The following is a 23,141-nucleotide window of genomic DNA, read 5'->3' as shown; positions in this document are numbered from 1 at the left end:
GCACACGGCGCACACCGACACGACTCTCAGCGCACCCTGATTTCGCCTGACGCGGCACTTTCAGATACTTCCCATATACGGACACCGGGACAGCCAGATAAGCGGCGATCGGAAACCGCAACCTGTTCGCCCCCTCAGGAGAGGCCGCCATGATGCCCAACGCAGTCGAAGCCCGCCCCCAAGCCAAAGTGGGCCGCCCCGCCCCCGTCACCCAGCTCAAGCTGGTGCGTGACATCAACTCCCCGGCCCCGATGGACCCGGCGCTGCAAAGCCAATGCGCCAATTGCGTGATGCACTGGGCGTGCCTGACCAACGCCGTACCGACGGCTCAGCGCATGCAGCTGGACCGCATGGTCCACACGTGGCGCAAGATCGGCAAAGGCGAGACCCTGTTCCGCGCCGGGGACACCTTCCACGCCATTTACGCCGTGCGCTCCGGCTCGTTCAAGACGGTGGTATCGCACCCCAACGGTTCGAGCCACGTCACGGGTTTTCAGTTGTCGGGCGAAACGCTCGGCCTGGATGGCATTGCCGCTGACAAGCACACCTGCGACGCCATCGCCCTGGAAGACAGCACCGTCTGCTCCATGCCGTTCCATTGCGTGGAAGACCTGTGCCAGGACATCCGCCCGCTGCAACACCGCCTGCATCAACTGATGGCTGAAGAGATCGTGCGGGAATCCGGCCTGATGCTGTTGCTGGCTGGCCTGACCGCCGAGGCGCGCGTGGCGACTTTCCTGCTGAACCTGTCGTCGCGCATGCAGGCGCGCGGGTATTCGCCGTCGAGCTTCACGCTGCGCATGACACGCGATGAGATTGGCAGCTACCTCGGCATGCAGCTGGAAACCGTCAGCCGTGCGCTGTCACGCTTCCAGCGCGAAGGTTGGATCACAGTGGAAGGCAAGCGGATCGCCCTGCTGGATGCCGCTGCGCTCGGCGCGCTGTAACCGCGTCATCGACCGATTGCGCCTGTGCAACCCGCTTTCAACCGCCAAGCTGCAGATGGTCGATGACCTCCGTCACGCCGGGCGCGGACCATGCCGCGCCCATGGCGGCGCGCCGCTCCGAAGCAGAGTCCACGCGCCCGCTCAGCGTGACGGTACCGCCTTGCACCGACACCTGGATGTGGCTGGCTTCGCGCTCCGCATGCCGCCGCAGCGCAGCGCCGATCTGCTGCGACACATCCGCCGGCACCAGCCGCGCCTTGATCGTCAGCCGGTTGATCAGTCCGCCCACACCCCGCAGCGTGCCAACCGCACGCGCGGCCAGTTCGCTCTGGTAGGGCCAGTCGACCTCGCCTGACAGCGTCACCCAACCGTTTTCCACCAGCACCTCGATGCGGTCGGACGGCACACTCGCATGCCACTCCAGGGCGGAACGTGCAGCCTGTGCGATGTCTTCATCGGCGTGCGTGCCTGGCAACCGTACTTCGATCTTCTGCACCACGCCGCGCACGCCGGCCACGCGTTCCGCGGCATGCTCGGCGGCCAGCTTTTCGGTGTAGCTGTGGACATGGCCGGTCAGGGTAACGACCCCGTGATCGACCTCCACGCCTATGGAGGCGGCATCCACAGCCGGCTCCCAGACCAGTTCGTCACTGACATCCTGCTTGATGCCCAGGTCGCTTTTCATGGTGGTCTCCTTGCCTTGTTGGTTCGTTTGCCTGGCGTTCACGCGCCTCAGGCCCAGTGACGCTCACGCGCCGATTGGCAAGCGAGGCAGCGCAACGCGGTGGGCTGGGCTTGCAACCGGGCAAAGGGGATGGGCTCGCCGCAGTCCGCACACACGCCGTACTGGTGCTGGCGCATCCGCTCGCGCGCGGCGTCGATCTCGACCAACTCTTGCCGGTAGTGCGTCTGCATGATGTCGCCCGCCAGTTCGCTGGTTTCGCGCTCGGCCAGGTCGACGTTCTGAAATGGCTCTTGCGCCATCGGCGGCGGCGCACTGGACATGGCGCTGGCCAGCTGGCGCCGCGCGCGTGCTTCGTGTTCATCGAGCAACGCGTTGAGCCGTTGCCATTGCGCGTCGGTCAAGTGGGTCATGCCCCTCTCCTTGTCGTGCGGGTCTGTTGTCATGTGCCGCGTCAAGCTTCGGAGGGCGACAGCCATGCCGGGCGCCGCCTCACCTGCCCCCACTGCCCGGCCACCCTAACCTGCTCGACAAAGCCGGCCACCTCTTCATGTGACAGGCCGGTCAGTACATCCCGCTGGCACAGCGCCAACACCGGCGAGGGAATCATCGAGGTGATCTGCGCGATCTCCTCCACGGCCCGAAACGCGCCGCGCGCCGCCATCACGCACACCACCGACAGGTGCCCCGGCAGCGGGGTCTGGTCTTTCAGGAAATCGCGCATGGGCGCGGCAAGATGGCCCATCCAGATCGGCGCCAGCACCACGATTTGTTCGAACGAGCCGAGGTCGGGCCCTTCATAGCGATACGGCGCGCGCTTGCCGAACACGGTTTCGATCACGCATCGCACGTCGCCAAGAAAACCGGCACGCGGGCGGGCGTCCGTCACCTCGGTCAGTTGCCAGCCGCTCTGCGCAGCCATCAGTTCGGCCACCAGGCGAGCGGTGCCGGTGCGCGAGTAATAGACGATCAATGTTCTGCTCATGATGAACTCCCAGGCAAGCAACTCGGGCGCGAAATTCGGGGCACAGGATTGACGCGGTCAGGCCTTCACCCACAGATGGTCGATGACGGCCCGCACGCCGGGCGCATCCCACGCAGCCTCGCGCGCGGCACGGCACTCGTTGAGATTGCGCAGCGCGCCGGTCAGCGTGACCGTACCGTCCACCACCGACACATGCACCCGCGCTGCATCCAATATGGCCTGACGCTCCAGCGCCTTCGTGATGCGGGCGGTCAGATCCGTAGGGCCCACCGCGCCACGCAAGGTGAGCGCGTTGGCGACGGCCCGAACGCCGCGCACTCGGCGCACGGTGTCCAGAGCAGCACGACGCTGAAAATCCTGGTCGACCTCACCGCGCAAGGTCACCGCGCCGTCGTCGACCGTCACCGCCACGGCACCTTCGGGCACAGAGGTGTTCCAGTGCAGCGCGGCGCAGATGGCCTGGGCAATCTCCTCGTCGGGGCGGCGCATGTCGGGCGGCACGCGTACATCCACGTGCACGACCAACGCCGTCACGCCCGCCACACGCCGGGCGGCGTCCTCAGCAGCGGCCTTGTCGGCAAACGTGTCGACGCTGCCGGTCAGCGTGACCACACCGTCCTTGACGCGCACGGCAAAGCGGTCGTCCTGTACGGCCGGATCCCATTCCAGTTCTTCCTCCACATCGTGCTTGAGTACGATGTCGCCTTTCATGGTGCGCTCCTTCGATTCACGCGCGCGCTCAGTGGGACAGCAGCACCGGCACCGTCATCGTGGCCAGCAAGGTGCGCGTGACCCCGCCCAGCACCAGCTCGCGCAGGCGGCTGTGGCCGTAGGCGCCCATCACGATCAGATCGGCGTTGCTGTCGGCGGCGCGCGAGAGCAGCATCTCACCGATCGCCACATCCGACTCCACACAGCGCACCTCTTCGACGGTCGCATCAATGCCGTGCACTTTGAGCGCGCGGGCCACCTGGCCGACCGTGGTGTCTTCGGCCCAGTGCGGCGGGCGTTCGCCCAGCATCTGCAACACGCGCACGCTGGCACCCGGCATCAACGGCAGCGCATCGTGCAGCGCGCGCGCCGATTCACGCCCGCCGCTCCATGCCACCAGTAGCCGCTGGGCGACCTCGGTAAACCGCCCGGCGTAAGGCACCACCAGCACGGGCCGCCCGGATTCGAGAATCAGCGTTTCTACAAAATCGGCTGCAACAAAGCCAGTCTGGTCATCCGGGTTGCGCTGGCCGACGATCAGCAGATCCGCCTCGCGCGCCTCGCGCAGCACCAGGGCGAGCGGGTCGCCCTCGACCGCGCGCCACTCGGCCTGTTCGCCCAGTGCTGCCGTGGCGTCACGAAAGTTTGCGTGCACGACGTCCCGCACGCGGTCGCGGCGGTGGCGGTCTTCCTCCAGGTATCGCGCCGCGCCTTCCATCATGTAGAACCAACTGGGGCTCGGCATGAAGCTGGCATACACGCCGATCAACCGGGCGTGGTGTGCGCGGGCGTACTGCATGGCAAGGTGCAGGCGGTGCACGGCGGCTTCGCTGGCATCCAGATGCACCATCACGCTGGCATAGGTCATGTCGGCTCCTTAACGTTTAGGCAATCACGACGTTGGAGAGCGGCTGGGTTCCCTCGTGCTCGGCTTGCGCCTCGGTGGCACGCACCAGCAGCACCGGCAACCGGCTCTGCCGCACCACGGCTTCGGCCACGCTGCCCAGCAGCATCCGCCGGAAGCCACGCCGGCCGTGGGTGCCGAGCACGATGGCCTTGGCATCCACATCGTGGGCCGCCTGTTCAATGGCGTAGCCCATGTCGAACGTGCCGATGGGGTCATCCACCACCATCGTCTTGACGCGCACCCCAGCCTTCTCGGCTTTTGCGCGGCCGGTGCCCACAATCTGCTTGCCTTGGTCGATGAGCGCTTCGGTAAAGCCGCGCACGTCGATATAGCCGACGTCGTACTTGAGGTAGCTGTTGTCAATGACGTGAGCGATGACCAGTTCTGCATCCAGCTTGCGTGCGAGCTCGATGGCTTGGTCGAGGGCGCGATCGGCGGTTTCGCTGCCATCCAGCGCTACCAGGATCCTGTCGTACATGGTGAGCCTCCGTATCAAACGGGCTGCACGCAGGGTTCGGCATGCGGGCCTCGGTTTGTCTGCTTCCATGTTGGATCAACTGCGCGGTGGCCCCTTGATTTACATCAGCGTTTGGCCCAGCGCTGGTGCGTGGCGATCGCTTGATCTGCCTCAATGGGCAAGATGCGACGCCCGCTAGACTCATCCGCCTATTTGCCGCGACGCCCACCCAGGAGAAGCCGCGTCGCAGGGGCCTCACACCTTGTGCGGGATCAACACCCGATAGCGCCCCGTCCTTATAGTGAAAATGAATGTGCAACGGAGTCCAGCATGAGGGTTGACGAGATTTGCTCGCGCCGCATCGTCCACGTTTCGGCGTCGACGACGCTGCAGACAGCCGCCCGGATGATGCGGGACCAGGGTCTGCGTGCGCTGTTCGTGACCGAGCAAACGGCAACCGGCACGCGCGTAGCGGGCATCGTCACCGACCGCGACATGGTGGTCCACGGGATCGCCGACCACGACGATTGCTCCCGCGCCACGGTGGCCCAGGCCATGACGCGTGGCGTGCTGACCATCCAGGGCCATGCTGTCATCAGCGAGGCGCTGCGCACGATGATGGGCCACGGCTTGCATCGGCTGGCGGTGATCGACGCGCAGCAACGGCTGATCGGCATGCTCACGCTGGACGACGCCATCCGCGCGATGGGCAGCGAATGGACACTGCTCGCCGGCATCCTGGGCCGCGACCGCTGCGCGGAACCGGCTTCAAGCACACCGTCACATCTGACGGTCTAGCGCGTCTTCTTTCTCACCACGAGGAGCACATCATGCTGCCCAATGTTGGAACCCCCGATCGCGTTGTCCGCATCCTGATCGGCATCGCCATGATTCTGCTGGCTGCGTTCGGCAAGGTGCCGGTGTGGGTGGGCTGGCTAGGCCTGGTGCCACTGGTGACGGGCGTGATTCGCATCTGCCCGCTCTATTGGGTGCTGGGCATTGGCCGGGATTGATCAACGCACCACCAAGAAACCCGCCCAACCCAGGGCCACCATGGTCAGCAGGCCGATGGCAACACGGCCCGCAAAGACCTTGCCGCCGCCGAGTGCCGCCACCAGCTTGGCGAGCGTATTGACCGTCAGGGCCAGCATGATCAGCAGGCTGGCCGTCGGAGGCGCAAGAGTGCCATTGATCGTCTGCGCGGCAATGGAAGCCGTGGCGGCATGCACATCTGCCAGGGCACCCAACAGGGTCACGGCAGCCACAGCCACCGATCCAAACCACATCTTTGCCAAGGCCGTCACCAGCAAGAGTGCAGCGGTCCACCCTCCAAAGCCGATGGCGATGCGCCAGTCAATCGACGAGGTCGCGCTGTCTTCCGCTGCCTGAGGCGCGCTGCGATCACGCAGCATCCAGAAGGCAACCCACGCGCCAACGCCCACTCCGGCGGCCATCAATGGCAGCGCCATCAGCTTGAGCAACGCAACATTGACCGCCGCGACAAGCAAGGCCATCTGGACCAGCGTGGCAACGTTGGACATCAACGCAGCGGCAACCGCACCTTCCACAGACGCCTGCTGCGCCCGCGCCCGCCCGCCCATGGTGGCGATGGTCGCCACGCTGGAGGCAAACCCGCTGAACAGCCCGGCCAGCGGCAACCCGATGTGGCTGCCCAGCCACCGCGCCGCCAGGTGTCCCGCATTGCCCGTCACCATCACGAGCAGCACCACCAGCCAAAGCGTATGCGGGTTCCACACCTGCAGCGGCCCCATGGGGCGATCGGGAATGGCGGGCCACACCAGCAGCGCGGCCACGGCCAGCGTCAGCAGGTCAGCCAGTTCACGCTGGGTGATGACGGTGCGGGCAAACCGATGCAAGGCGGCCTTGGCATACAACAGCACCAGCAACACGGTGCCCAGGCCTGCGGCCATGTCGGGGGCAACCACTGCGTAGGCCCCCAGCAAGGTGGTGGCCACCAGCGCCACTTCGGTCGTCACACCTGGGTCTTGCTGCGCGGAGTGGTGATAGCTCAGCGCAGCCAACACCGTCACCGCCAGCAGCACCATCGGCAAGGCAAGTGGAATCGGCAGGCTGGCGGCAATCGCGCCCGCCAAGCCAGCAATGGCAAACGTCCGCATGCCGGCGGTCAGTTCCGCCGTATCGGGGTGACTGCGCTCGCGCTCCAGACCGATCGCCAAGCCCAGCCCGAGCGCAACCGAGAACGACAATAACGAAGACATCACATGCGTGGCCGCGTCCATTCGATGATTCAGTATGCGCGCCGGCCGCCCCTGCCGTTTGACGCAGCGCAGTGGCATGCCTGGCCCCATGCGACGGCCGGCCGCCGCTCGACCATACTCAACACATGAGCCTCAGCCGGAGACATCCATGCCTGAATCCATGCAAGCCATGGTCCTCCAGAACGCAGGGGCACCGTTGGCACGGCGCACCGTCCCCAAGCCGGTGCCGGGGCCGGGTGAAGTCCGGATCGCCGTGTCGGTTTGCGGTGTCTGCCGGACAGACCTGCACATCGTCGACGGCGAACTCGCACACCCCAAAGCCGCGCTGATCCCCGGCCATGAAATCGTCGGCACGGTGGAATCGTGTGGCCCCGGCGTGGCCGCTCCCGCACCGGGAGAACGCGTAGGCGTGCCGTGGCTCGGCTGGACCTGCGGCGTCTGCCCCTTCTGCCTGCATGGGCAGGAAAACCTGTGCGACCGCCCCGCCTTCACCGGCTACACGCGCGATGGCGGCTACGCCGAATACGTGGTCTGCGACGCACGCTACTGCCTGCCGATTCCCGAGCGCTACGACGACGCCCATGCGGCCCCACTGCTGTGTGCGGGTCTGATCGGGTTCCGCACCTTGCGCATGGCCGGTGATGCGCGACGAGTCGGCATCTACGGCTTTGGCGCGGCCGCCCACCTGATCACGCAGATCGCCGTTGCCGAGCAACGCAAGGTCTTCGCCTTTACACGTGCCAACGACACCGCGGCCCAGCGGCTCGCCATGGAGACCGGCGCGTGCTGGGCCGGCGCCAGCGACGAGGCCCCGCCCGAACCCCTGGATGCCGCGTTGATCTTTGCGCCTGTCGGCGCGCTGGTGCCGCAAGCGCTACAGGCCGTGACCAAGGGCGGCGTGGTGGTCTGCGGTGGCATTCACATGAGCGACATCCCGGCGTTCCCATACCGCCTGCTGTGGGAAGAACGCAAGCTCATGTCCGTCGCCAACCTGACCCGCGCGGATGGTCTGGCGCTGATGCGCGTGGCGGCCGAAGTGCCGTTGCAGGTGCATGTCACACCGTATCCGCTGCACGAGGCCAACGTCGCGCTCGATGACTTGCGCGCGGGCCGCGTAGCGGGCGCCGCCGTACTGCGCGTGGCACGCCAAGACGGTTGATGTGCATCAATGGGCGCGCCACCGCCACGCCTACGCTGAAGACATGCGGCATGAGTCCGCACATACTCGGGAGGCCGCCATGTACCAACGTATCCTGCTCGCCATTGACGGCAGCCATGCTTCGCGACTGGCGCTGCATCAGGCGATTGTCGTGGGCAAGGCCACCGGCGCGGAAGTCGAGGCGCTGTTCGTGGCCGACACCACGGACGCGGCCATCGATATGGTCGGCTTCGACGCCATTACCTACGCGGAACGTGTCACCACCTATGGTCGCGACACCCTATCCGACGCCGCGGCCAAACTCGAGGCCGCCGGCATCAAGCACTTCACCAAGCTGCTCGAACACGCCGTTGCCGCAGGACAGATTTCCGCCACCATCGTGAGCGAGGCCAACGAAACCGGCGCCGACCTCATCGTGCTCGGCACGCATGGCCGACGTGGGCTCAAACACCTCTTGATGGGGAGCGTGGCCGAAGGCGTCGTCCGCAAGACCAACAAGCCGGTGCTGATGGTGCGCAGCGAGGTGGAGGAGTAAGAACTGCGCCTCAGCGAGACACGCCGTGCATGGTGCGCGACGTGTATCGCGCAATCTCGTCCGTCACCGCTTGCCGCAAGTCCTGCAGTGAGATCGGCGCGCGCATCAGCACGCTATTGTTGTTGTCCGACGATACGCACAGCCGGATATGGCGCACAGCGTCATCGCCGCCGTATTGGACATGCAGGATGCGCGTCGTGGTAGACGGATGCCACACGACGTGCCCGAGAAAATAGGTGCGCGCCTGGCCTCGCTCAACCGGGTCGACGACCAGATCAAAATGCGTCACCAGGAACTGGTGCAGTGTGTCTTTCGCGATGTCCTGCATGGAATGGTCGGATAGGTCAGATGTACCCACGACGAAAGCGCGGACTATAGCTGACCCGCACGTGCTCACAAACCCACGAGCGCATGGCGCAGCAGCAGCGCCGCCAACACCAGCATCGTCACGCCAATCAACCCGTCCAGCACCTGCCAAGCCCTGGGCCGCGCAAACCATGGCGCAAGCCAACGCGCACCAAAGCCCAGCGAAGCAAACCAGAACAGGCTGGCCGAACTCGCGCCCGCCACAAACCACCCACGCAATGCCGCCGCTTGTTGGGCGCCGATGCTGCCCACCAGCAGCACGGTATCCAGATAGACATGCGGGTTGAACAGCGTGAAGGCCGCCGCCTGCGTCAGCGCAGCCACTCGGCTTAGGCCATCGCCGGCTTGGGAGGCCCGCAACTGGCTGGATTGCCGCGCACGCTGCAGTGCCCGCCAGCCGTACATCAAGAGGAACGCCGCGCCGGCCAGCGCTAAGGCACGCGCCAGCCCGGGCCGGTCGCCCAGCGCCTGTGCCATGCCGAGAACGCCCGCGCTGATCAACAGCGCATCGACCAAGGCGCAAAACAACACCACGCTGCCAACGTGCTCGCGACGCAAACCCTGGCGCAGCACGAATGCGTTCTGCGCGCCAATGGCCACGATCAACCCGAGGCTCAGCGTCAAGCCCTGCAGAAAGACGGGAAACATGGGTGGAAGCGAGTGGATGGAAGTCGTCATGCGCGCAGCTTGCCTGCCCCACAAGATGAAGACAAACTATCCTTTCTTCATCCAATTAAGAAAAACTTACGCCATGCTCGATTACGCTGCCCTTTCAGCACTGGCTGCCGTCGTGCGCGAAGGCAGCTTCGAGCGTGCAGCGCGCGCGCTGCATGTCACGCCATCGGCCATTTCGCAACGCATTCGCCTGTTGGAAGAGCGCGTCGGCTGCGCCCTGGTGGTGCGCGACCAGCCCTGCCGCGCGACCGAGACGGGGCGCCGCCTGTGCCAGCACATCGACCGCGTACGGCTGCTCGAACAGGAATTGCAGACCACCCTGCCGACGCTCGCGCCCGAAGGCGTTGCACGCGTTGCGCTGCCGATTGCCGTCAACGCCGACAGCCTGGCCACGTGGCTCGCGCCGGCCATCGCGCGTTTCGCTGCGGAACAACCGGTGCTGATGGAAGTGGCGGTGGATGATCAGGACCACACCACGGAGTGGCTACGCAGCGGTGCGGTGCTGGCCGCCGTGACGGCCACGGCGCGGCCCGCCGCAGGCTGCAATAGCCGTCCGCTCGGGGCCATGCGCTACGTGGCGGCGGCGAGCCCGGCCTTCATGGCGCGCCATTTCGCCGATGGCGTGGGTGCCGGCACGCTGGCACAGGCGCCCAGCCTGCTGTTCAACACCAAGGACGAACTGCAGGCCCACTGGGCGCGGCGGCTGTGTCATCGGCATGTGGAGCTGCCGCACCACACGCTGCCCTCATCGCAGGGTTTTGTGACGGCCGCACTGGCCGGCATGGGTTGGGGGCTGCATCCGCAGGCGCTGATCGCGCCTCATCTTGAAGACGGCTCGCTCGTCGAACTGGTGCCCGACACGCCGCTGGATGTGCCACTGCACTGGCAGCACGCACGTGCGGCGTCCGCGCTGTTGGATGGCCTGAGCCGCGAGGTCATGGCAGCCGCGCGCGTTGCGCTGCGTGCGCCTTGATGGCTTGAAGCGGGCTTAGAGCGCGTTCAGCGGAATCTTCAGATACTGCACGCCGTTGGGCTCCGCCGGCGGCAGCGCACCCGCGCGGATGTTCACCTGAATGGACGGCAGCATCAGCGTGGGCATGCCGAGGGTGGCATCGCGCCGGGTGCGCATCTGCACGAACTCGGCCTCGGTCACGCCGTCGCGTACGTGGATGTTGGCGCGGCGCTGTTCCGCCACGGTGGTGTGGCTCATGGCCTCGCGGCCGTTGGGCGGATAGTCGTGGCACATATAGAGCCGCGTATCGGCCGGCAAGTCCAGCAGGCGGCGAATGGACTGGTACAGCGTGCAGGCATCGCCGCCAGGGAAATCGCACCGCGCGGTGCCGACATCCGGCATGAACAGCGTATCGCCCACGAACACCGCATCGCCCACGCGATACGCCATGTCAGCCGGTGTATGGCCCGGCACGGCCAGCGCTTGCGCCTCGATCTCGCCAATGCGGAACACCTCATCCGGCGCGAACAGGTGGTCGAACTGCGAGCCATCGAGCTGGAACGAGGGCTCCAGGTTGAAGATCGGCTTGAACACCCCCTGCACCACGCGAATGCGCTCCCCAATGGCGATGCGCCCGCCAAAGCGCCCGCGCAGGTACGGCGCGGCCGACAGGTGATCGGCGTGCGCGTGCGTTTCCAGCAGCCACTCGACTTTCAAGCCTTGCGCCTCAATGAACGCCGCCACACGGTCCGCCGATTGGGTGCGCGTACGGCCGGATTTCGGGTCGTAATCGAGCACCGAATCGATGACGGCGCAAGGCGTACCGGGCCCGGCATGGACCACATACGTCATCGTGCAGGTATCGGGGTCGAAAAAGGGTTCGATCTGAGCGTGCATGGAGGGCTTCCGCAAACAATCTATATTTTTATAGAATATCGCCAGATATTGCGTTCTGCCAAGCGTCCAAATTGCGCCTCCCGCCCTGATGACTGATCCAACCCCTGCCCCCACCGAAGTGACTCCGCTGCCCGAAGCGGCCATCTCCATGCTGCGCGCCTCTGCTTCGCAGGCGTGCGCCGTGCTCAAAGCCATGGCCCACGAAGACCGCCTGCTGCTGCTCTGCCAGCTCACCCAAGGCGAGCGCAACGTGGGCGAGCTGGAAGCCCTGGTCGGCCTGCACCAGCCGAGCCTGTCGCAACACCTTGGTGTGCTGCGCGACGAGGGCCTCGTCGCCACCCGCCGCGAAGGCAAGTACATCTACTACCGCCTGGCCAGTTTCGAGGTCATCCAGATCATGCAAACGCTCTCTGACCTGTACTGCGGCAAGGTCATGAAGAGCGTCCAGTAACTGGAGCGCGGAACGTGTCTCCACTGGAAGCAGGCTGGATCATCAGCGCGGTGCTGGGCTCGGTCGTGGGGCTCATCCTGGCGCTGACGGGCGCAGGCGGTGCCATCGTGGCGGTGCCGCTGCTCATCTTTGGGTTGCGTCTGACGGTGTCGCAAGCTGCGCCGATTGCGCTGCTGGCGGTAGGCCTCTCGGCCGGGCTTGGCGCCGTGCTGGGTCTGCGCGAGGGCCGCGTCCGCTACAAGGCGGCGGGCTTGATGGCGCTGTGCGGCGTCGCGGTTTCACCGCTCGGCATCTGGGTGGCGCATCGCGTGCCCAACACGCCGCTGACGGTGCTGTTTGCCATGGTGCTCGGCTACGTGGCGGTGCGGATGTTCCGCCAGGCGCATGGTGTGTCTGCCAATGCGGAATCGGCGGATCGTGCATCGACGCCCTGCCATCTCGACACCACCACCGCCAAGCTCATCTGGACGCTGCCGTGCGCGCGCGCCCTGGCCGCTTCGGGCGTGGGCGCGGGTTTTCTGTCGGGGCTGTTGGGCGTGGGCGGCGGCTTTGTGATTGTGCCGGCATTGCGTCGCGCAACCGATCTGCCGATGCAAACCATCGTCGCAACGTCGCTGGCGGTGATTGCGCTGGTGTCCACTGGCGGCGTGGTCGCCTCGGCCCTCGGCGGGCATGTCGACTGGCAGATTGCCCTGCCATTTGCAGCGGGCGCGCTCGCGGGCATGCTGCTCGGCCGCAGCTTTGCGCGGCATCTGGCAGGCCCGGCGCTTCAGCAAGGCTTCGCCGCATTTGCGGGCGTGGTGGCACTCGGATTGATCGCCAGAACGTTCATTTGACCTCCGTGTGGCAGAAGCGGTACAATCGCCGGCTTCGGAGCGTAGCGCAGCCTGGTAGCGCAACTGGTTTGGGACCAGTGGGTCGGGAGTTCGAATCTCTCCGCTCCGACCAGAATTGAATTGGCAGGACAACAAAAGCGGCTTGCGTGATCCACGTCAGCCGCTTTTGCTTTTGGGGCCGCAGATGGTGTCATCTGGCGATGCTATAACGACAGCATTGACGCACCGCTCGACCCATCCTCCATGAACCTCATCCTCTGGCGCCACGCCGAAGCCGAAGACATTGCCGCGCCGCTGCGTATTCAGCGCAACACCGATCTCCAACGAGAACTGACCAGGCGCGGCGAGAAACAAGCCGAAAAGATGGCCGCGTGGCTGCGTCCTCGCTTGCCCGAGGGCACACGTGTGATCGCCAGCCCAGCCGTCCGCACACAACAAACCGCACGCGCCCTCACCGAGCATTTCCACACGCTGCCGGAAATCGCCCCTGGCGCGGATGTCAGCGAGATCCTCGCCGCCATCGACTGGCCGTCGAACACGAACCTGCTGCTCGTCGGACATCAGCCGTGGATCGGCCGCCTGGCCAGCTTGCTGATTGCGGGCACCGAAATGGACTGGAGTGTGAAGAAAGCCGGTGTCTGGTGGCTGTGCCGCCGCGTGCGCGAGGGCCAAGCCCAGACCGTGCTGCGCGCGGTGGTCAGCCCGGACCTTGTGTGACACATTAGCCTTGTCACGCTAACGACACGCAAAATTCATGCAACGGTCACGCTTGACACGCTTTTGTCGCTGATCTGTCATGCGGCGTCTCTAGAATCGCCCCCGAAAGCCAACCCTGGCCACCCTTGGGGGATACACGAATGCGAGACTTGCCGACGCCCACCCAGCCGTTGATCGACGCACTGCCGAGCCTGAATTTGGGCAACGCTCGGAGGGGCCTTCCTCGCTCACCCGACGCTGTTCCGACGCGTGACAAGCCTGTTCTGGCTGTTTCGTGGGCGCGCCATCAGGATGAAGTGACCGAAGCGCAGCGCCTGCGCTACAAGGTCTTTGCCGAGGAAATGGGCGCCCGCCTGCCCTCGGCCCACACCGAGCTGGACGTCGACATGTTCGACGCCGTGTGCGATCACCTGATCGTGCGCGACCAGAAGACGCTGCGTGTGGTCGGCACCTATCGCGTGCTGCGCCCCGACGCCGCCAAGCAGATCGGTTGCCTGTACTCCGAATCCGAATTCGACCTCGTGCGTCTGACGCACCTGCGCCCGAAGATGGTTGAACTGGGCCGCTCGTGCGTGCACCGCGACTACCGCTCCGGCAGCGTCATCATGGCGCTGTGGGCCGGCCTAGGCGAATACATGCAGCGCTACGGCTTTGAATCGATGCTCGGCTGCGCCAGCGTGTCGATGGGCGACGGCGGCCATTTTGCCGCGAGCCTCTATCGCAGCTTCGTCGACGACGGCTCGCTGGCGCCGATCGAGTACCACGCCTTCCCGCGTGTGCCGTTGCCGGTAGATGAGTTGAACCAGACTCTCGAAGTCGAGCCGCCCGCGCTGGTCAAGGGCTACCTGCGCCTGGGCGCGCAAATCTGCGGCGCGCCGGCCTGGGACCCCGACTTCAACGTCGCCGACTTCCTCACCCTGCTGCGCCTGTCAGACATCAACCCGCGCTACGCCCGCCACTTCCTGCGCGGCTGAAAACACCCGCACCAATGCAAACGGCCCGGATCACACCGGGCCGTTTTGTTTTGGAGCGTCGTAACGACGATCCGCTTACACGTAGACCACCTTGTAGCGGCGGCCAATGCGCTGCCACTCGTCGGCTTCTTTCGTGAGGCTGTATTCCACCAGCGGGTTCTGCTCGATCCAGCTCTTGGGCAACTCGACTTCGAAGCCGCCTTCGTTAAGCTCGCCCTCGCTATGGCGTACACGCAGTTCGGGCAGCTGGATCGCACCACGCCGACGGCACAGCACAAACGCTAGGCGCAGGCTGAACAGCATTCGCCAATCGAGGAACTTGCCCCCGCCCGAAAGCTTGCCCAGCTTGCCGGCGTGCCCCAGCAGCAGCGTGGCCAGGCGCGCCTGATCCGTCTTGGAAAAGCCGGGCATATCCGCATGGCTGGCGATATAAGCCGAATGCTTGTGGTACCCGCCATGCGAGATGCTCATGCCGATCTCATGCAGATTCGCCGCCCAGCCCAGCAACGCGAGGTTGTCCTCCCGACGCTCATCGGGCGGATCGGGAAACTGCGACAGCAATGACGTCGCCGCATCACGCACGCGGTGCGCTTGTGCGCGGTCCACGTTGTAGCGGCGCATGAACTGCTCGATCGTCACCGTGCGCATGTCTTCGTGGTGCGTGCGGCCCAGCAGGTCATACAGCACGCCCAGGCGCAGCGCGCCGTCGGTCACGTCCATGCGGTCGATGTCGAGTTCGGCAAACACGCCCAGCATGATCGACAGCCCGCCCGGCAGCACCGGAATACGATCCGCCTTCAGGCCAGCCAGCTTCAGCCGATTGGTATTCTCCACCTTGACGAGCGCGCGCTTGAGGCGCTCCAGCCCCTCGCGCGTGATGATGCCGTGGTCGGTGCCCTTGTCGTTGAAGCCGTTGAGCTCGATCAGCTCCGCCAGCGCGCGCGCCGTGCCCGACGAGCCCACCGCCTGGTTCCAGCCCGCCGTACGGTACTGCTGCACGAGCACCTGGATTTCGCGACGCGCGGCCAGTTCGGCCTGCTTCATCGCGTAGTCGTCCACATTGCCATTCGGGAAGAAATGGCGGCTGTGCGACACGCAGCCGATATACAGCGATTCCATCAGCTTGGGCTTGTACCCGTTGCCGATGATGAATTCGGTCGAGCCGCCACCGATATCGACCACCAGCCGGTTGCCCTGGCATGCTGGCGCATCGTGCGAGGCACCGAGGTAGATCAGACGTGCTTCTTCGCGCCCGGCAATGACTTCGATGGGAAAACCGAGCGCGGCTTCCGCCTCGATCAGGAATTCCTGCGCGTTCTTGGCCACGCGCAGCGTGTTGGTGGCGACCGCGCGCACGTGCTCGGGAGCGAAGTCGCGCAGACGATCGCCAAAGCGGCGCAGCGCATCCACACCACGGCGGCGCGCGGGCTGGTCCAGGTATTTGTCTTGCGTCAGGCCTGCGGCAAGGCGCACGGGTTCACGCAGCGCATCAACCTGGAAGATCTGGCTGCTGCTCGCGCCACTGGCAGTGACGGTTTCGTCGACGCGGCCGATCATCAGCCGGAAGCTGTTGGAACCCATGTCGACAGCGGCCAGCAGACGGGGGGTGGGACTCATGAATGGAAACGGGAACGGGTAAAAAGCGGAATCGGGGGCGCGACTATTGTCGTTCGAAACAATGCGCAACAAAATATGTCTCTATTGTGTCCCGAACATGACAATTTCAATGTGTCACAAATTTGACACCTAACTATGAAAAAGTGGCCGGATCGTCATCCGTCTGAACGCAACATGTCCACCCTGCCCGCCGGCGACCTGCTCAACCGCGAACTGGGCATCCTGGAATTCAACGCCCGCGTGCTGGCCCAGGCTGCCGACCCGGGGGTGCCGCTGATGGAGCGGCTGAAATTCATCTGCATCGTGTCGAGCAATCTGGATGAGTTCTTTGAAATCCGCATCGCCGGGTTGAAGGAACAGATGCGCGACAACCCTTCGTCGATGACGCCGGATGGGCTATCGGTACAGCAGGCGTTTGGGGTGGTAACGGAGCAGGTGCGGCGGCTTGTGGCGCAACAGTATGCCATGCTGCAGGACGAGATCCTCCCCCTGCTGGAGAAGGAAGGCGTCTTCTTCCACATGACCACCAACTGGAACGAAGCCCAGCGCGCCTGGTGCCGCAGCTTCTTCCAGCGCGAGCTGGTTCCCATTCTCACGCCGATGGCGCTGGACCCGGCGCACCCCTTCCCGCGCGTGCTCAACAAGAGCCTGAACTTCATCATCGAGCTCTCAGGCAAGGACGCCTTTGGGCGCGAAGCCGAACTCGCCATCGTGCAGGCACCGCGCGCCCTGCCCCGCCTGGTGCAGATGCCGCCGGAGCTGTCGGGGTATCCGCATGGGTTCGTGCTGCTGTCGTCATTCATGCAGGGCTTTGTGCACGAGCTGTTCCCGCAGATCGACGTGCATGGCTGCTACCAATTCCGCGTTACGCGCAATTCCGATCTGTTCGTATCGGAAGACGAAATCACCGATTTGCGCGAGGCGCTCCAGGGTGAATTGTCGACCCGCCACTTCGGCGATGCAGTGCGCCTGGAACTCGCGCACGACACCTCGCCCGCGCTGGTGCGCCGACTGCTGCAGGAGTTTGGCCTGAGCGAGGCCGACTGCTACCGCGTGAAAGGCCCGGTGAATCTGGTGCGCCTGCTGCAGGTGCCTGACCTGGTGGACAAGCCGATCCTGAAGTACCCGCCGCACGTGCCGGCGACGGTCAAGCAGGTGGCAAACAGCTCCAGCGTATTCGACGCCATCCGCCAGGGCGACATCCTCTTGCATCATCCCTACGAGAGCTTTACGCCCGTGCTGGAACTGCTGCAGCAGGCCGCGCGCGACCCAGACGTGGTGGCCATCAAGCAGACGGTGTACCGCACTGGCAATGAATCGCCGGTGATGGAAGCGCTCATCAAGGCGGCGCTCAACGGCAAGGAAGTCACGGTGGTGGTCGAACTGCTGGCGCGCTTTGACGAAGAAACGAACATCAACTGGGCAGACCAGTTGGAATCAGCCGGGGCGCACGTCGTGTATGGCGTGGTCGGTCACAAATGCCACGCCAAGATGCTGCTGGTCGTGCGCCGTGAAGTGTCGGGCAAGGGGAAGGCCGTCAAGCTGCGCCGTTATGCGCATCTGGGTACCGGCAACTACCACCCTAAGACCGCCCGCCTCTATACCGACTTCGGCCTGATGACGGCCAACGAGCAGATCTGCGAAGACGTGCACAACGTGTTCCAGCTGCTCACCGGCACGGGCGCGCAGGTCAAGCTGCATCATCTGTGGCACTCGCCGTTCACGATGCACGAGAACCTCGTCGAGCATATCCGCGCAGAGGCACGTGCGGCGCGCTCGGGCAAACGTGCGCGCATCATCGGCAAGATGAACGCGCTGCTCGAGCCGACCATCATCGATGAGCTGTACAAGGCGTCGCGCGCGGGCGTGAAGATCGACCTGATCGTGCGCGGCGTGTGTGCGCTCAAGCCGGGCGTGGCCGGGCTGTCGGAGAACATCAGCGTGCGCTCGATCGTGGGGCGTTTTCTGGAGCACCACCGCGTCTATGCGTTCCATGCCGGCGGCGAGGAAGTGGTCTACCTGTCCAGTGCCGACTGGATGGACCGCAACCTGTTCCGCCGCGTGGAGGTGGCCTTTCCGGTGCTCGATCGCAAGCTCAAGGCGCGCGTCATCAAAGAAAGCCTGCAGGTGCATCTGCGCGACAACGCATCGGCGTGGGTCATGCAATCGGACGGCACGTACATGCAGCGTCAAACGCGCGGCAAGCACGTGCGCATCAGCCAGTTGGAATTGCTGAACCACTTTTCACCGCAGGCGGCAGCGGCGGCAGAGACGGCAGCTGCCGTGGCGGCCGCTACCGCCGCGGAACCGACCGTGCGTGCGCCGGTGGAAATCTCGGCCGGCTAGCTCAGTTCCGGTTTGGTAAACAAAAAACGCACGCTCAACGGCGTGCGTTTTTGTTTAGGTGAACGACGATCAGGCCGCGCGTTCGTCGCTCACGGTGGCGCTGCGCACCACGGTCCGCTCGGGCGGAAACACAGCGCGGAACGTACTGCCCTTGCCGTGCTCGCTGGTCACCTGCAATTCACCGCCGTGGCGCGACAGCACATGCTTGACGATCGCCAGGCCAAGGCCCGTGCCGCCCGTATCGCGTGAACGGCTGCGGTCCACGCGGTAGAAGCGCTCCGTCAAACGTGGGATGTGCTCGGCCGCAATGCCGATACCCGTATCCGTGACGGAGTAAACGGCGTGGCCATCCTTCACGCTCCAATCGAGATGGATCTTGCCGCCCTCCGGCGTGTAACGCACGGCGTTGGACGCCAGATTGCTGAAGGCCGACAGCAACTCCAACTCCGCTCCACACACGCTGACTGCCGGATCGCACGACATGCTCACGGTATGCCGTCCGGCAGAGAGTGCTTCGATGTCATGCTGAAGCTGCAGCATCATGCGCTGCATGGGCACCGGCGCCAGCGACGGGGGCTCCGAATTGCCTTCCAGCGTGGCCAGGGCCAGCAGGTCTTCCACCAGATGCTGCATACGCATGGCTTGCGTATGCATCATGTCCAGGTATCGCTTCTTGTCTTCTTCGGGCAGCGGAATATCGCGCACGGTTTCCAGAAAACCCGAGAGCACGGTCAGCGGCGTCTTCAGTTCATGCGAGACGTTGGCGACGAAATCACGCCGCATCGCCTCGGTGTTCTCCAGCTTGGTGATGTCTTGCGACACCAGCAGCTTGCGATCCTCGCCGTACGGCAGGATCTGGGCAGAGACGATGCTTTGTTTGTGCGGGCCCACGTCATGCATGGTGAGCGGCTCCTCGAACTCGCCGCGCGCCAGATAGCGCACGAACTCCGGTCGGCGGATCAGGTGGGTAATGCGTTGGCGCAGATCACGCTTGGCAGAGAGCCCGAAGTGCTCCTCGGCCACGGCGTTGCACCATTCGATCTGGTCTTCGGCATCCAGCATCAGCACGCCGTTGGGTGATGCCTGGATGGCCTGGATGAAGCGGCTGTGCTGCTGCTCCACCTGCAGCACCTGCATGCGCCAACCCTTCACCAGCCGGTGCAGGCGATAGTAGACCTCACCCCACAGGCCGATCGCGCTGGGGATCTCGCCATAGGCGGGCGAATCCAGCACGCGCCACAGGCGCTGAATTTGGTAGACGTAATAGAGCAGCATCGCCAACAGCATTGCACTGAGCACAGCCAGCGCGATGACCTGATTGGCGAACACATACAGGCATGCCGTGATGATGCCCAGCAGAGCACCAAAGACGGCGAAACGGGTCCAGAAGACGTTCATGAAGGCATTCTAAGCGCTGGACCGCAAGGATCGTAGACTGCATCGCATGACCGCGCGATCGACGACAAGCAGAATCGCGCGGCAGATCAGCGAAGGGTTACTGCCCCGGATTGCGCGCTAGGCGATAGCCGCTGCCGCGCACGGTTTCGATCATGTTGCTGTAGCCGCCTGGGGCGAGTGCCGCGCGCAGACGCTTGATGTGCACGTCCACTGTGCGCTCTTCCACGAAGACGTGATCGCCCCAGACCTGATCGAGCAGCTGCGAGCGGCTGTGCACGCGCTCCGGGTGCGTCATCAGAAAATGCAGCAGGCGGAACTCGGTTGGGCCCAGGTCGAGCTTGATCGGGTTTTCTGCTTCGGTGTTCGTGGCCGTCACGCGGTGCGTGGCCGGGTCCAGCTTCAGGCCGTTGATGGCGACCACATCGTCGGTCAGCTGCGGCGCACGGCGGCGCAGCACGGCCTTGATGCGGGCCAGCAGTTCCTTGGGCGAGAACGGCTTGGTGACGTAGTCATCGGCACCGCTGTCGAGGCCCATGATCTTGTCCTGCTCTTCGCTCCGGGCCGTCAGCATGATGATCGGGATCTGGCGCGTGCGCTCGTTGGCGCGTAGCTCCTTGGCGAACATCACGCCGGACTTGCCCGGCAACATCCAGTCCAGCAGGACCAAGTCGGGCAGCACGTCGCTCATCAGCGAAAGTGCCTGTTCTGCGTTGTAGGCGCGGATCGGGTAGTGCCCTGCGTGCTGCAGGTTGACGGCGATCAGTTCGGCGATCGCCGGTTCATCTTCCACGACCAGAATACTGCTCGGCATGCTCACGTCTCCAATCCCTCTCTTATTCGCCCTCGCCCAGGATTTCACGCTCCAGCGCTTCGCGTCCGGCATGCCGAACGTCGGTTCCCTTGACGATGTAGATAATAAATTCTGCGATGTTCTTGGCGTGGTCGCCAATGCGCTCGATAGCCTTGGCAATGAACAGCAGATCCAGCGCCACCGAAATCGTGCGCGGGTTCTCCATCATGTACGTGATGAGCTCGCGCATGAAGCCACGGAATTCCTCATCGATGGCCTTGTCTTCCTGCAGGATCGACACAGCCGCCGCGGTATCCAGGCGCGCGAAGGCGTCTAGCGCGTGGCGCAGGATGGTCGCGGCCATCTCGCCCGAGCGTTCCACACCGGCGTAGTTCAGCGCATGCGCCTGCTGGTCTTGCATGAGGCGCTTGGCGCGCTTGGCGATCTTGGCGGCCTCGTCGCCGGCGCGCTCTAGGTTGGTGATGGTTTTGGAAATGGCCATCACCAAGCGCAAGTCACGCGCGGTCGGCTGGCGGCGCGCGATGATGTTGTTGCAGTCGCCGTCGATTTCGATTTCGAGTGCATTGATCTCCTGCTCCACCGCGAGCACCTGATCGCACATGGCGGTGTCGAAGTTGGCCAGGGCGCGCATCGCACGGGCGATCTGCGCTTCGACCAGGCCACCCATCTGCAGCACCTTGGTGCTGATGGAAGTCAGGTCGCTATCAAATTGCGATGACAGATGTTTCTCGGACATCGTTTTTCTCCTTGTCGTTTCAGCGTGGCAGATCAGCCAAAACGGCCGGTGATGTAGTCTTCCGTTTCTTTGCGCTGCGGCTTGATGAAGATCTTTTCGGTATCGCCGAATTCGATCAGCTCACCCAGATACATATACGCCGTGTAGTCGGAGCAGCGCGCCGCCTGTTGCATGTTATGCGTGACGATGACGACGGTGTAGTCATCCTTCAGTTCGGCGATCAGTTCTTCGATCTTGCCGGTAGAAATCGGGTCCAGCGCGGAGCACGGCTCATCCAGCAGCAGCACTTCGGGGCGGATGGCGATGCCGCGTGCGATACACAGACGCTGTTGCTGGCCGCCCGACAAGCCATAGCCCGACTGGTTGAGCTTGTCCTTCACTTCGTTCCACAGCGCGGCCTTGGTCAGCGCCCATTCCACGCGGTCGTCCATTTCCGAGCGCGACAGACGCTCGAACAGCTTCACGCCAAAGGCGATGTTGTCGTAGATCGACATCGGGAACGGCGTCGGCTTCTGGAACACCATGCCCACCTTGGCGCGCAACAGGGCGATGTCCATGCGCGAGGTCAGCAGGTTCTCGCCGTCCATGTTGATCTGGCCTTCTGCACGCTGCTCTGGATACAGCGCGTACATCTTGTTGAACGTACGCAGCAGCGTGGATTTGCCGCAGCCCGACGGGCCGATGAAGGCCGTCACCTGCTTCTCGGGAATCTGCAGCGAGACGTTCTTCAGCGCATGAAACTTGCCGTAGTAGAAGTTCAGGTCGCGAACATCGATCTTGGGTTGTTGCGTGCGCACTTCGAGGGACGTAGCAGTCATGATCATTTCTTCGTGAACAAGGCACGCGCAAGGACGTTCAGCCCCAGCACACCCAGCGTAATCAGGAACACCCCGGCCCAGGCCAACTGCTGCCACTCGGGGAACGGGCTCATCGCAAAGCGGAAGATCACCACCGGCATGGTCGCCACGGGCTGGTTCAGGTCCAGGCTCCAGAATTGGTTGTTCAGCGCGGTGAAGAGCAGCGGCGCGGTCTCACCGGCAATGCGGGCGATGGCCAGCAGCACACCGGTAATCACGCCGGCATACGATGCCTTGAGCGTGATCGACAGGATCATCTTCCACTTGGGCGTGCCGAGTGCCATGGCGGCTTCACGCATGGCGTTGGGCACTAGGTTCAGCATGTTTTCGGTGGTACGCACCACAATCGGAATCTGCAGCAGCGCCAGCGCGAGCACGCCAGCGAGGCCCGAGAAGTGCTGCACGCGCGCCACCACCAGCGCATACACGAACAGGCCGATGACGATGGACGGCGCCGACAGCAGAATATCGTTGATGAAGCGCGTGGCACTGGCCAGCGGTGACGTCTTGCCGTATTCGGCCAAGTAGATGCCCGCCAGGATGCCCAGCGGCGTGCCGATCAGTGTAGCCATACCCACCAGCAGGAACGAGCCCGCGATGGCGTTGGCAAGGCCGCCTCCCGGCGTGTTCGGCGGCGGCGTCATCTCCGTGAAGAGCGACAGCGACAAACCACCCACGCCCAGCGACAGCGTGGTCCACAGAATCCACGCCAGCCAGACGAGGCCGAAGGCCATGGCGGCGAGCGACAACGTAAGCGCCACACGATTGACGTTGCGGCGACGGGCCTGCAGGCGCGACTTGATCTTCTCCGAGTCGGCGCGGACGGCAGGAATGGAAGGCGTACGCATGGTATTGGGTCTCATAGCTTCGGGCAGGTCGCGTTGG

General features: G+C 64.4%; 27 protein-coding genes and 1 tRNA gene. 12 read left to right on the top strand and 16 right to left on the bottom strand.

The window, feature by feature from the left end; translation table 11 throughout:
- Positions 1 to 152: 152 nt before the first annotated feature.
- Positions 153 to 947 carry a helix-turn-helix domain-containing protein gene (locus ACN9M1_RS06295; protein ID WP_426398813.1) on the top strand — a complete coding sequence of 265 codons (795 nt, stop codon included), beginning with the start codon at positions 153 to 155 and terminating at the stop codon, positions 945 to 947.
- Between the two features lie 37 nt (positions 948 to 984).
- Here ACN9M1_RS06295 and ACN9M1_RS06290 read toward each other — a convergent pair whose 3' ends face one another.
- Genes ACN9M1_RS06290 through ACN9M1_RS06265 form a run of 6 tightly spaced genes read right to left on the bottom strand, consistent with a single transcriptional unit; the run spans position 985 to position 4,710 of the window.
- Positions 985 to 1,632: a BON domain-containing protein gene (locus ACN9M1_RS06290; RefSeq protein WP_426398325.1), complete on the bottom strand. Its 648-nt coding sequence runs from the start codon at positions 1,630 to 1,632 to the stop codon at positions 985 to 987.
- Between the two features lie 47 nt (positions 1,633 to 1,679).
- Positions 1,680 to 2,042: a TraR/DksA family transcriptional regulator gene (locus tag ACN9M1_RS06285; RefSeq protein ID WP_426398323.1), complete on the bottom strand. Its 363-nt coding sequence runs from the start codon at positions 2,040 to 2,042 to the stop codon at positions 1,680 to 1,682.
- A gap of 41 nt (positions 2,043 to 2,083) precedes the next feature.
- Positions 2,084 to 2,614: a flavodoxin family protein gene (locus tag ACN9M1_RS06280; RefSeq protein WP_426398322.1), complete on the bottom strand. Its 531-nt coding sequence runs from the start codon at positions 2,612 to 2,614 to the stop codon at positions 2,084 to 2,086.
- Between the two features lie 57 nt (positions 2,615 to 2,671).
- Positions 2,672 to 3,325 (bottom strand): BON domain-containing protein, encoded by a 654-nt coding sequence (locus tag ACN9M1_RS06275; RefSeq protein ID WP_426398320.1) that lies wholly within the window; start codon positions 3,323 to 3,325, stop codon positions 2,672 to 2,674.
- A 28-nt stretch (positions 3,326 to 3,353) separates the two neighbouring features.
- Positions 3,354 to 4,193 (bottom strand): universal stress protein, encoded by an 840-nt coding sequence (locus ACN9M1_RS06270; RefSeq protein ID WP_426398319.1) that lies wholly within the window; start codon positions 4,191 to 4,193, stop codon positions 3,354 to 3,356.
- Positions 4,194 to 4,209: 16 nt separating this feature from the next.
- Positions 4,210 to 4,710 (bottom strand): universal stress protein, encoded by a 501-nt coding sequence (locus ACN9M1_RS06265; protein ID WP_426398317.1) that lies wholly within the window; start codon positions 4,708 to 4,710, stop codon positions 4,210 to 4,212.
- A 309-nt stretch (positions 4,711 to 5,019) separates the two neighbouring features.
- Here ACN9M1_RS06265 and ACN9M1_RS06260 point away from each other — a divergent pair, with 309 nt between their 5' ends.
- Positions 5,020 to 5,487 (top strand): CBS domain-containing protein, encoded by a 468-nt coding sequence (locus ACN9M1_RS06260; RefSeq protein WP_426398315.1) that lies wholly within the window; start codon positions 5,020 to 5,022, stop codon positions 5,485 to 5,487.
- Between the two features lie 32 nt (positions 5,488 to 5,519).
- Positions 5,520 to 5,702 carry a YgaP family membrane protein gene (locus ACN9M1_RS06255; RefSeq protein WP_426398313.1) on the top strand — a complete coding sequence of 61 codons (183 nt, stop codon included), beginning with the start codon at positions 5,520 to 5,522 and terminating at the stop codon, positions 5,700 to 5,702.
- On the opposite strand, the gene ACN9M1_RS06250 is transcribed toward ACN9M1_RS06255, so the two are convergent.
- The gene (locus ACN9M1_RS06250) at positions 5,703 to 6,929 is read right to left on the bottom strand and encodes an MgtC/SapB family protein (protein ID WP_426398311.1); all 1,227 of its coding nucleotides are present in this window, start codon (positions 6,927 to 6,929) and stop codon (positions 5,703 to 5,705) included. It abuts the gene before it with no gap.
- Positions 6,930 to 7,077: 148 nt separating this feature from the next.
- On the opposite strand from ACN9M1_RS06250, the gene ACN9M1_RS06245 reads away from it, so the two are divergent.
- Positions 7,078 to 8,088: a zinc-dependent alcohol dehydrogenase family protein gene (locus ACN9M1_RS06245; protein ID WP_426398310.1), complete on the top strand. Its 1,011-nt coding sequence runs from the start codon at positions 7,078 to 7,080 to the stop codon at positions 8,086 to 8,088.
- Between the two features lie 79 nt (positions 8,089 to 8,167).
- Positions 8,168 to 8,623 (top strand): universal stress protein, encoded by a 456-nt coding sequence (locus ACN9M1_RS06240; protein WP_426398308.1) that lies wholly within the window; start codon positions 8,168 to 8,170, stop codon positions 8,621 to 8,623.
- 10 nt (positions 8,624 to 8,633) lie between these two features.
- On the opposite strand, the gene ACN9M1_RS06235 is transcribed toward ACN9M1_RS06240, so the two are convergent.
- Complete coding sequence (locus ACN9M1_RS06235) at positions 8,634 to 8,951, bottom strand: hypothetical protein (protein ID WP_426398306.1); 318 nt, start codon at positions 8,949 to 8,951, stop codon at positions 8,634 to 8,636.
- A gap of 65 nt (positions 8,952 to 9,016) precedes the next feature.
- Positions 9,017 to 9,667, bottom strand: a complete 651-nt coding sequence (locus tag ACN9M1_RS06230; RefSeq protein WP_426398304.1) for a LysE/ArgO family amino acid transporter — start codon at positions 9,665 to 9,667, stop codon at positions 9,017 to 9,019.
- 73 nt (positions 9,668 to 9,740) lie between these two features.
- On the opposite strand from ACN9M1_RS06230, the gene ACN9M1_RS06225 reads away from it, so the two are divergent.
- Positions 9,741 to 10,637 (top strand): LysR family transcriptional regulator ArgP, encoded by an 897-nt coding sequence (locus ACN9M1_RS06225; RefSeq protein WP_426398303.1) that lies wholly within the window; start codon positions 9,741 to 9,743, stop codon positions 10,635 to 10,637.
- A gap of 15 nt (positions 10,638 to 10,652) precedes the next feature.
- Here ACN9M1_RS06225 and ACN9M1_RS06220 read toward each other — a convergent pair whose 3' ends face one another.
- On the bottom strand, positions 10,653 to 11,513 hold the full coding sequence (locus ACN9M1_RS06220) for an MBL fold metallo-hydrolase (protein WP_426398301.1): 861 nt from the start codon (positions 11,511 to 11,513) through the stop codon (positions 10,653 to 10,655).
- An 88-nt stretch (positions 11,514 to 11,601) separates the two neighbouring features.
- Here ACN9M1_RS06220 and ACN9M1_RS06215 point away from each other — a divergent pair, with 88 nt between their 5' ends.
- The 5 genes from ACN9M1_RS06215 to ACN9M1_RS06195 all read left to right on the top strand — a co-directional run bounded on the left by ACN9M1_RS06215 (position 11,602) and on the right by ACN9M1_RS06195 (position 14,491).
- On the top strand, positions 11,602 to 11,964 hold the full coding sequence (locus ACN9M1_RS06215; protein WP_366172492.1) for an ArsR/SmtB family transcription factor: 363 nt from the start codon (positions 11,602 to 11,604) through the stop codon (positions 11,962 to 11,964).
- A 14-nt stretch (positions 11,965 to 11,978) separates the two neighbouring features.
- A complete protein-coding gene (locus ACN9M1_RS06210; RefSeq protein ID WP_426398298.1) occupies positions 11,979 to 12,800 on the top strand; it encodes a sulfite exporter TauE/SafE family protein in 822 nt (273 codons plus the stop codon).
- Positions 12,801 to 12,835: 35 nt separating this feature from the next.
- A tRNA-Pro gene (locus ACN9M1_RS06205) sits at positions 12,836 to 12,912 on the top strand.
- Between the two features lie 131 nt (positions 12,913 to 13,043).
- Positions 13,044 to 13,517, top strand: a complete 474-nt coding sequence (gene sixA, locus ACN9M1_RS06200; protein WP_426398296.1) for a phosphohistidine phosphatase SixA — start codon at positions 13,044 to 13,046, stop codon at positions 13,515 to 13,517.
- 140 nt (positions 13,518 to 13,657) lie between these two features.
- Positions 13,658 to 14,491 carry a GNAT family N-acetyltransferase gene (locus ACN9M1_RS06195; RefSeq protein ID WP_426398294.1) on the top strand — a complete coding sequence of 278 codons (834 nt, stop codon included), beginning with the start codon at positions 13,658 to 13,660 and terminating at the stop codon, positions 14,489 to 14,491.
- 75 nt (positions 14,492 to 14,566) lie between these two features.
- Here ACN9M1_RS06195 and ppx read toward each other — a convergent pair whose 3' ends face one another.
- Positions 14,567 to 16,108, bottom strand: a complete 1,542-nt coding sequence (gene ppx, locus ACN9M1_RS06190) for an exopolyphosphatase (protein WP_426398292.1) — start codon at positions 16,106 to 16,108, stop codon at positions 14,567 to 14,569.
- Between the two features lie 174 nt (positions 16,109 to 16,282).
- Here ppx and ppk1 point away from each other — a divergent pair, with 174 nt between their 5' ends.
- Positions 16,283 to 18,454: a polyphosphate kinase 1 gene (gene ppk1 / locus ACN9M1_RS06185; RefSeq protein ID WP_426398290.1), complete on the top strand. Its 2,172-nt coding sequence runs from the start codon at positions 16,283 to 16,285 to the stop codon at positions 18,452 to 18,454.
- A 69-nt stretch (positions 18,455 to 18,523) separates the two neighbouring features.
- Here the strand turns inward: ppk1 and phoR are convergent, their stop codons facing one another.
- From phoR to pstA, 5 genes are all read right to left on the bottom strand, one after another.
- Positions 18,524 to 19,852, bottom strand: coding sequence for a phosphate regulon sensor histidine kinase PhoR (gene phoR, locus ACN9M1_RS06180; RefSeq protein ID WP_426398288.1), 1,329 nt, complete (start codon positions 19,850 to 19,852; stop codon positions 18,524 to 18,526).
- A gap of 97 nt (positions 19,853 to 19,949) precedes the next feature.
- Positions 19,950 to 20,663 (bottom strand): phosphate regulon transcriptional regulator PhoB, encoded by a 714-nt coding sequence (phoB, locus tag ACN9M1_RS06175; RefSeq protein ID WP_252684284.1) that lies wholly within the window; start codon positions 20,661 to 20,663, stop codon positions 19,950 to 19,952.
- A gap of 22 nt (positions 20,664 to 20,685) precedes the next feature.
- Positions 20,686 to 21,399, bottom strand: a complete 714-nt coding sequence (gene phoU / locus ACN9M1_RS06170) for a phosphate signaling complex protein PhoU (protein ID WP_426398286.1) — start codon at positions 21,397 to 21,399, stop codon at positions 20,686 to 20,688.
- Between the two features lie 32 nt (positions 21,400 to 21,431).
- Positions 21,432 to 22,223, bottom strand: coding sequence for a phosphate ABC transporter ATP-binding protein PstB (pstB, locus tag ACN9M1_RS06165; RefSeq protein WP_426398284.1), 792 nt, complete (start codon positions 22,221 to 22,223; stop codon positions 21,432 to 21,434).
- A complete protein-coding gene (pstA, locus tag ACN9M1_RS06160) occupies positions 22,220 to 23,104 on the bottom strand; it encodes a phosphate ABC transporter permease PstA (protein ID WP_426398282.1) in 885 nt (294 codons plus the stop codon). The genes pstB and pstA overlap by 4 nt, the downstream gene beginning before the upstream one ends.
- Between the last annotated feature and the right edge of the window lie 37 nt (positions 23,105 to 23,141).

This window comes from Ralstonia sp. R-29 (assembly GCF_049913345.1).
Taxonomy (GTDB): domain Bacteria; phylum Pseudomonadota; class Gammaproteobacteria; order Burkholderiales; family Burkholderiaceae; genus Ralstonia.
The sequence above is the reverse complement of the archived record's forward strand: the minus strand, read 5'-3'. Positions and strand labels throughout refer to the sequence as shown.

Coding starts and splice junctions, on each gene's coding strand:
- ACN9M1_RS06295 (WP_426398813.1), top strand. CDS start 153: ATGCCCAACGCAGTCGAAGCCCGCCCCCAAGCCAAAGTGGGCCGCCCC.
- ACN9M1_RS06290 (WP_426398325.1), bottom strand. CDS start 1,632: ATGAAAAGCGACCTGGGCATCAAGCAGGATGTCAGTGACGAACTGGTC.
- ACN9M1_RS06285 (WP_426398323.1), bottom strand. CDS start 2,042: ATGACCCACTTGACCGACGCGCAATGGCAACGGCTCAACGCGTTGCTC.
- ACN9M1_RS06280 (WP_426398322.1), bottom strand. CDS start 2,614: ATGAGCAGAACATTGATCGTCTATTACTCGCGCACCGGCACCGCTCGC.
- ACN9M1_RS06275 (WP_426398320.1), bottom strand. CDS start 3,325: ATGAAAGGCGACATCGTACTCAAGCACGATGTGGAGGAAGAACTGGAA.
- ACN9M1_RS06270 (WP_426398319.1), bottom strand. CDS start 4,193: ATGACCTATGCCAGCGTGATGGTGCATCTGGATGCCAGCGAAGCCGCC.
- ACN9M1_RS06265 (WP_426398317.1), bottom strand. CDS start 4,710: ATGTACGACAGGATCCTGGTAGCGCTGGATGGCAGCGAAACCGCCGAT.
- ACN9M1_RS06260 (WP_426398315.1), top strand. CDS start 5,020: ATGAGGGTTGACGAGATTTGCTCGCGCCGCATCGTCCACGTTTCGGCG.
- ACN9M1_RS06255 (WP_426398313.1), top strand. CDS start 5,520: ATGCTGCCCAATGTTGGAACCCCCGATCGCGTTGTCCGCATCCTGATC.
- ACN9M1_RS06250 (WP_426398311.1), bottom strand. CDS start 6,929: ATGTCTTCGTTATTGTCGTTCTCGGTTGCGCTCGGGCTGGGCTTGGCG.
- ACN9M1_RS06245 (WP_426398310.1), top strand. CDS start 7,078: ATGCCTGAATCCATGCAAGCCATGGTCCTCCAGAACGCAGGGGCACCG.
- ACN9M1_RS06240 (WP_426398308.1), top strand. CDS start 8,168: ATGTACCAACGTATCCTGCTCGCCATTGACGGCAGCCATGCTTCGCGA.
- ACN9M1_RS06235 (WP_426398306.1), bottom strand. CDS start 8,951: ATGCAGGACATCGCGAAAGACACACTGCACCAGTTCCTGGTGACGCAT.
- ACN9M1_RS06230 (WP_426398304.1), bottom strand. CDS start 9,667: ATGACGACTTCCATCCACTCGCTTCCACCCATGTTTCCCGTCTTTCTG.
- ACN9M1_RS06225 (WP_426398303.1), top strand. CDS start 9,741: ATGCTCGATTACGCTGCCCTTTCAGCACTGGCTGCCGTCGTGCGCGAA.
- ACN9M1_RS06220 (WP_426398301.1), bottom strand. CDS start 11,513: ATGCACGCTCAGATCGAACCCTTTTTCGACCCCGATACCTGCACGATG.
- ACN9M1_RS06215 (WP_366172492.1), top strand. CDS start 11,602: ATGACTGATCCAACCCCTGCCCCCACCGAAGTGACTCCGCTGCCCGAA.
- sixA (WP_426398296.1), top strand. CDS start 13,044: ATGAACCTCATCCTCTGGCGCCACGCCGAAGCCGAAGACATTGCCGCG.
- ACN9M1_RS06195 (WP_426398294.1), top strand. CDS start 13,658: ATGCGAGACTTGCCGACGCCCACCCAGCCGTTGATCGACGCACTGCCG.
- ppx (WP_426398292.1), bottom strand. CDS start 16,108: ATGAGTCCCACCCCCCGTCTGCTGGCCGCTGTCGACATGGGTTCCAAC.
- ppk1 (WP_426398290.1), top strand. CDS start 16,283: ATGTCCACCCTGCCCGCCGGCGACCTGCTCAACCGCGAACTGGGCATC.
- phoR (WP_426398288.1), bottom strand. CDS start 19,852: ATGAACGTCTTCTGGACCCGTTTCGCCGTCTTTGGTGCTCTGCTGGGC.
- phoB (WP_252684284.1), bottom strand. CDS start 20,663: ATGCCGAGCAGTATTCTGGTCGTGGAAGATGAACCGGCGATCGCCGAA.
- phoU (WP_426398286.1), bottom strand. CDS start 21,399: ATGTCCGAGAAACATCTGTCATCGCAATTTGATAGCGACCTGACTTCC.
- pstB (WP_426398284.1), bottom strand. CDS start 22,223: ATGATCATGACTGCTACGTCCCTCGAAGTGCGCACGCAACAACCCAAG.
- pstA (WP_426398282.1), bottom strand. CDS start 23,104: ATGCGTACGCCTTCCATTCCTGCCGTCCGCGCCGACTCGGAGAAGATC.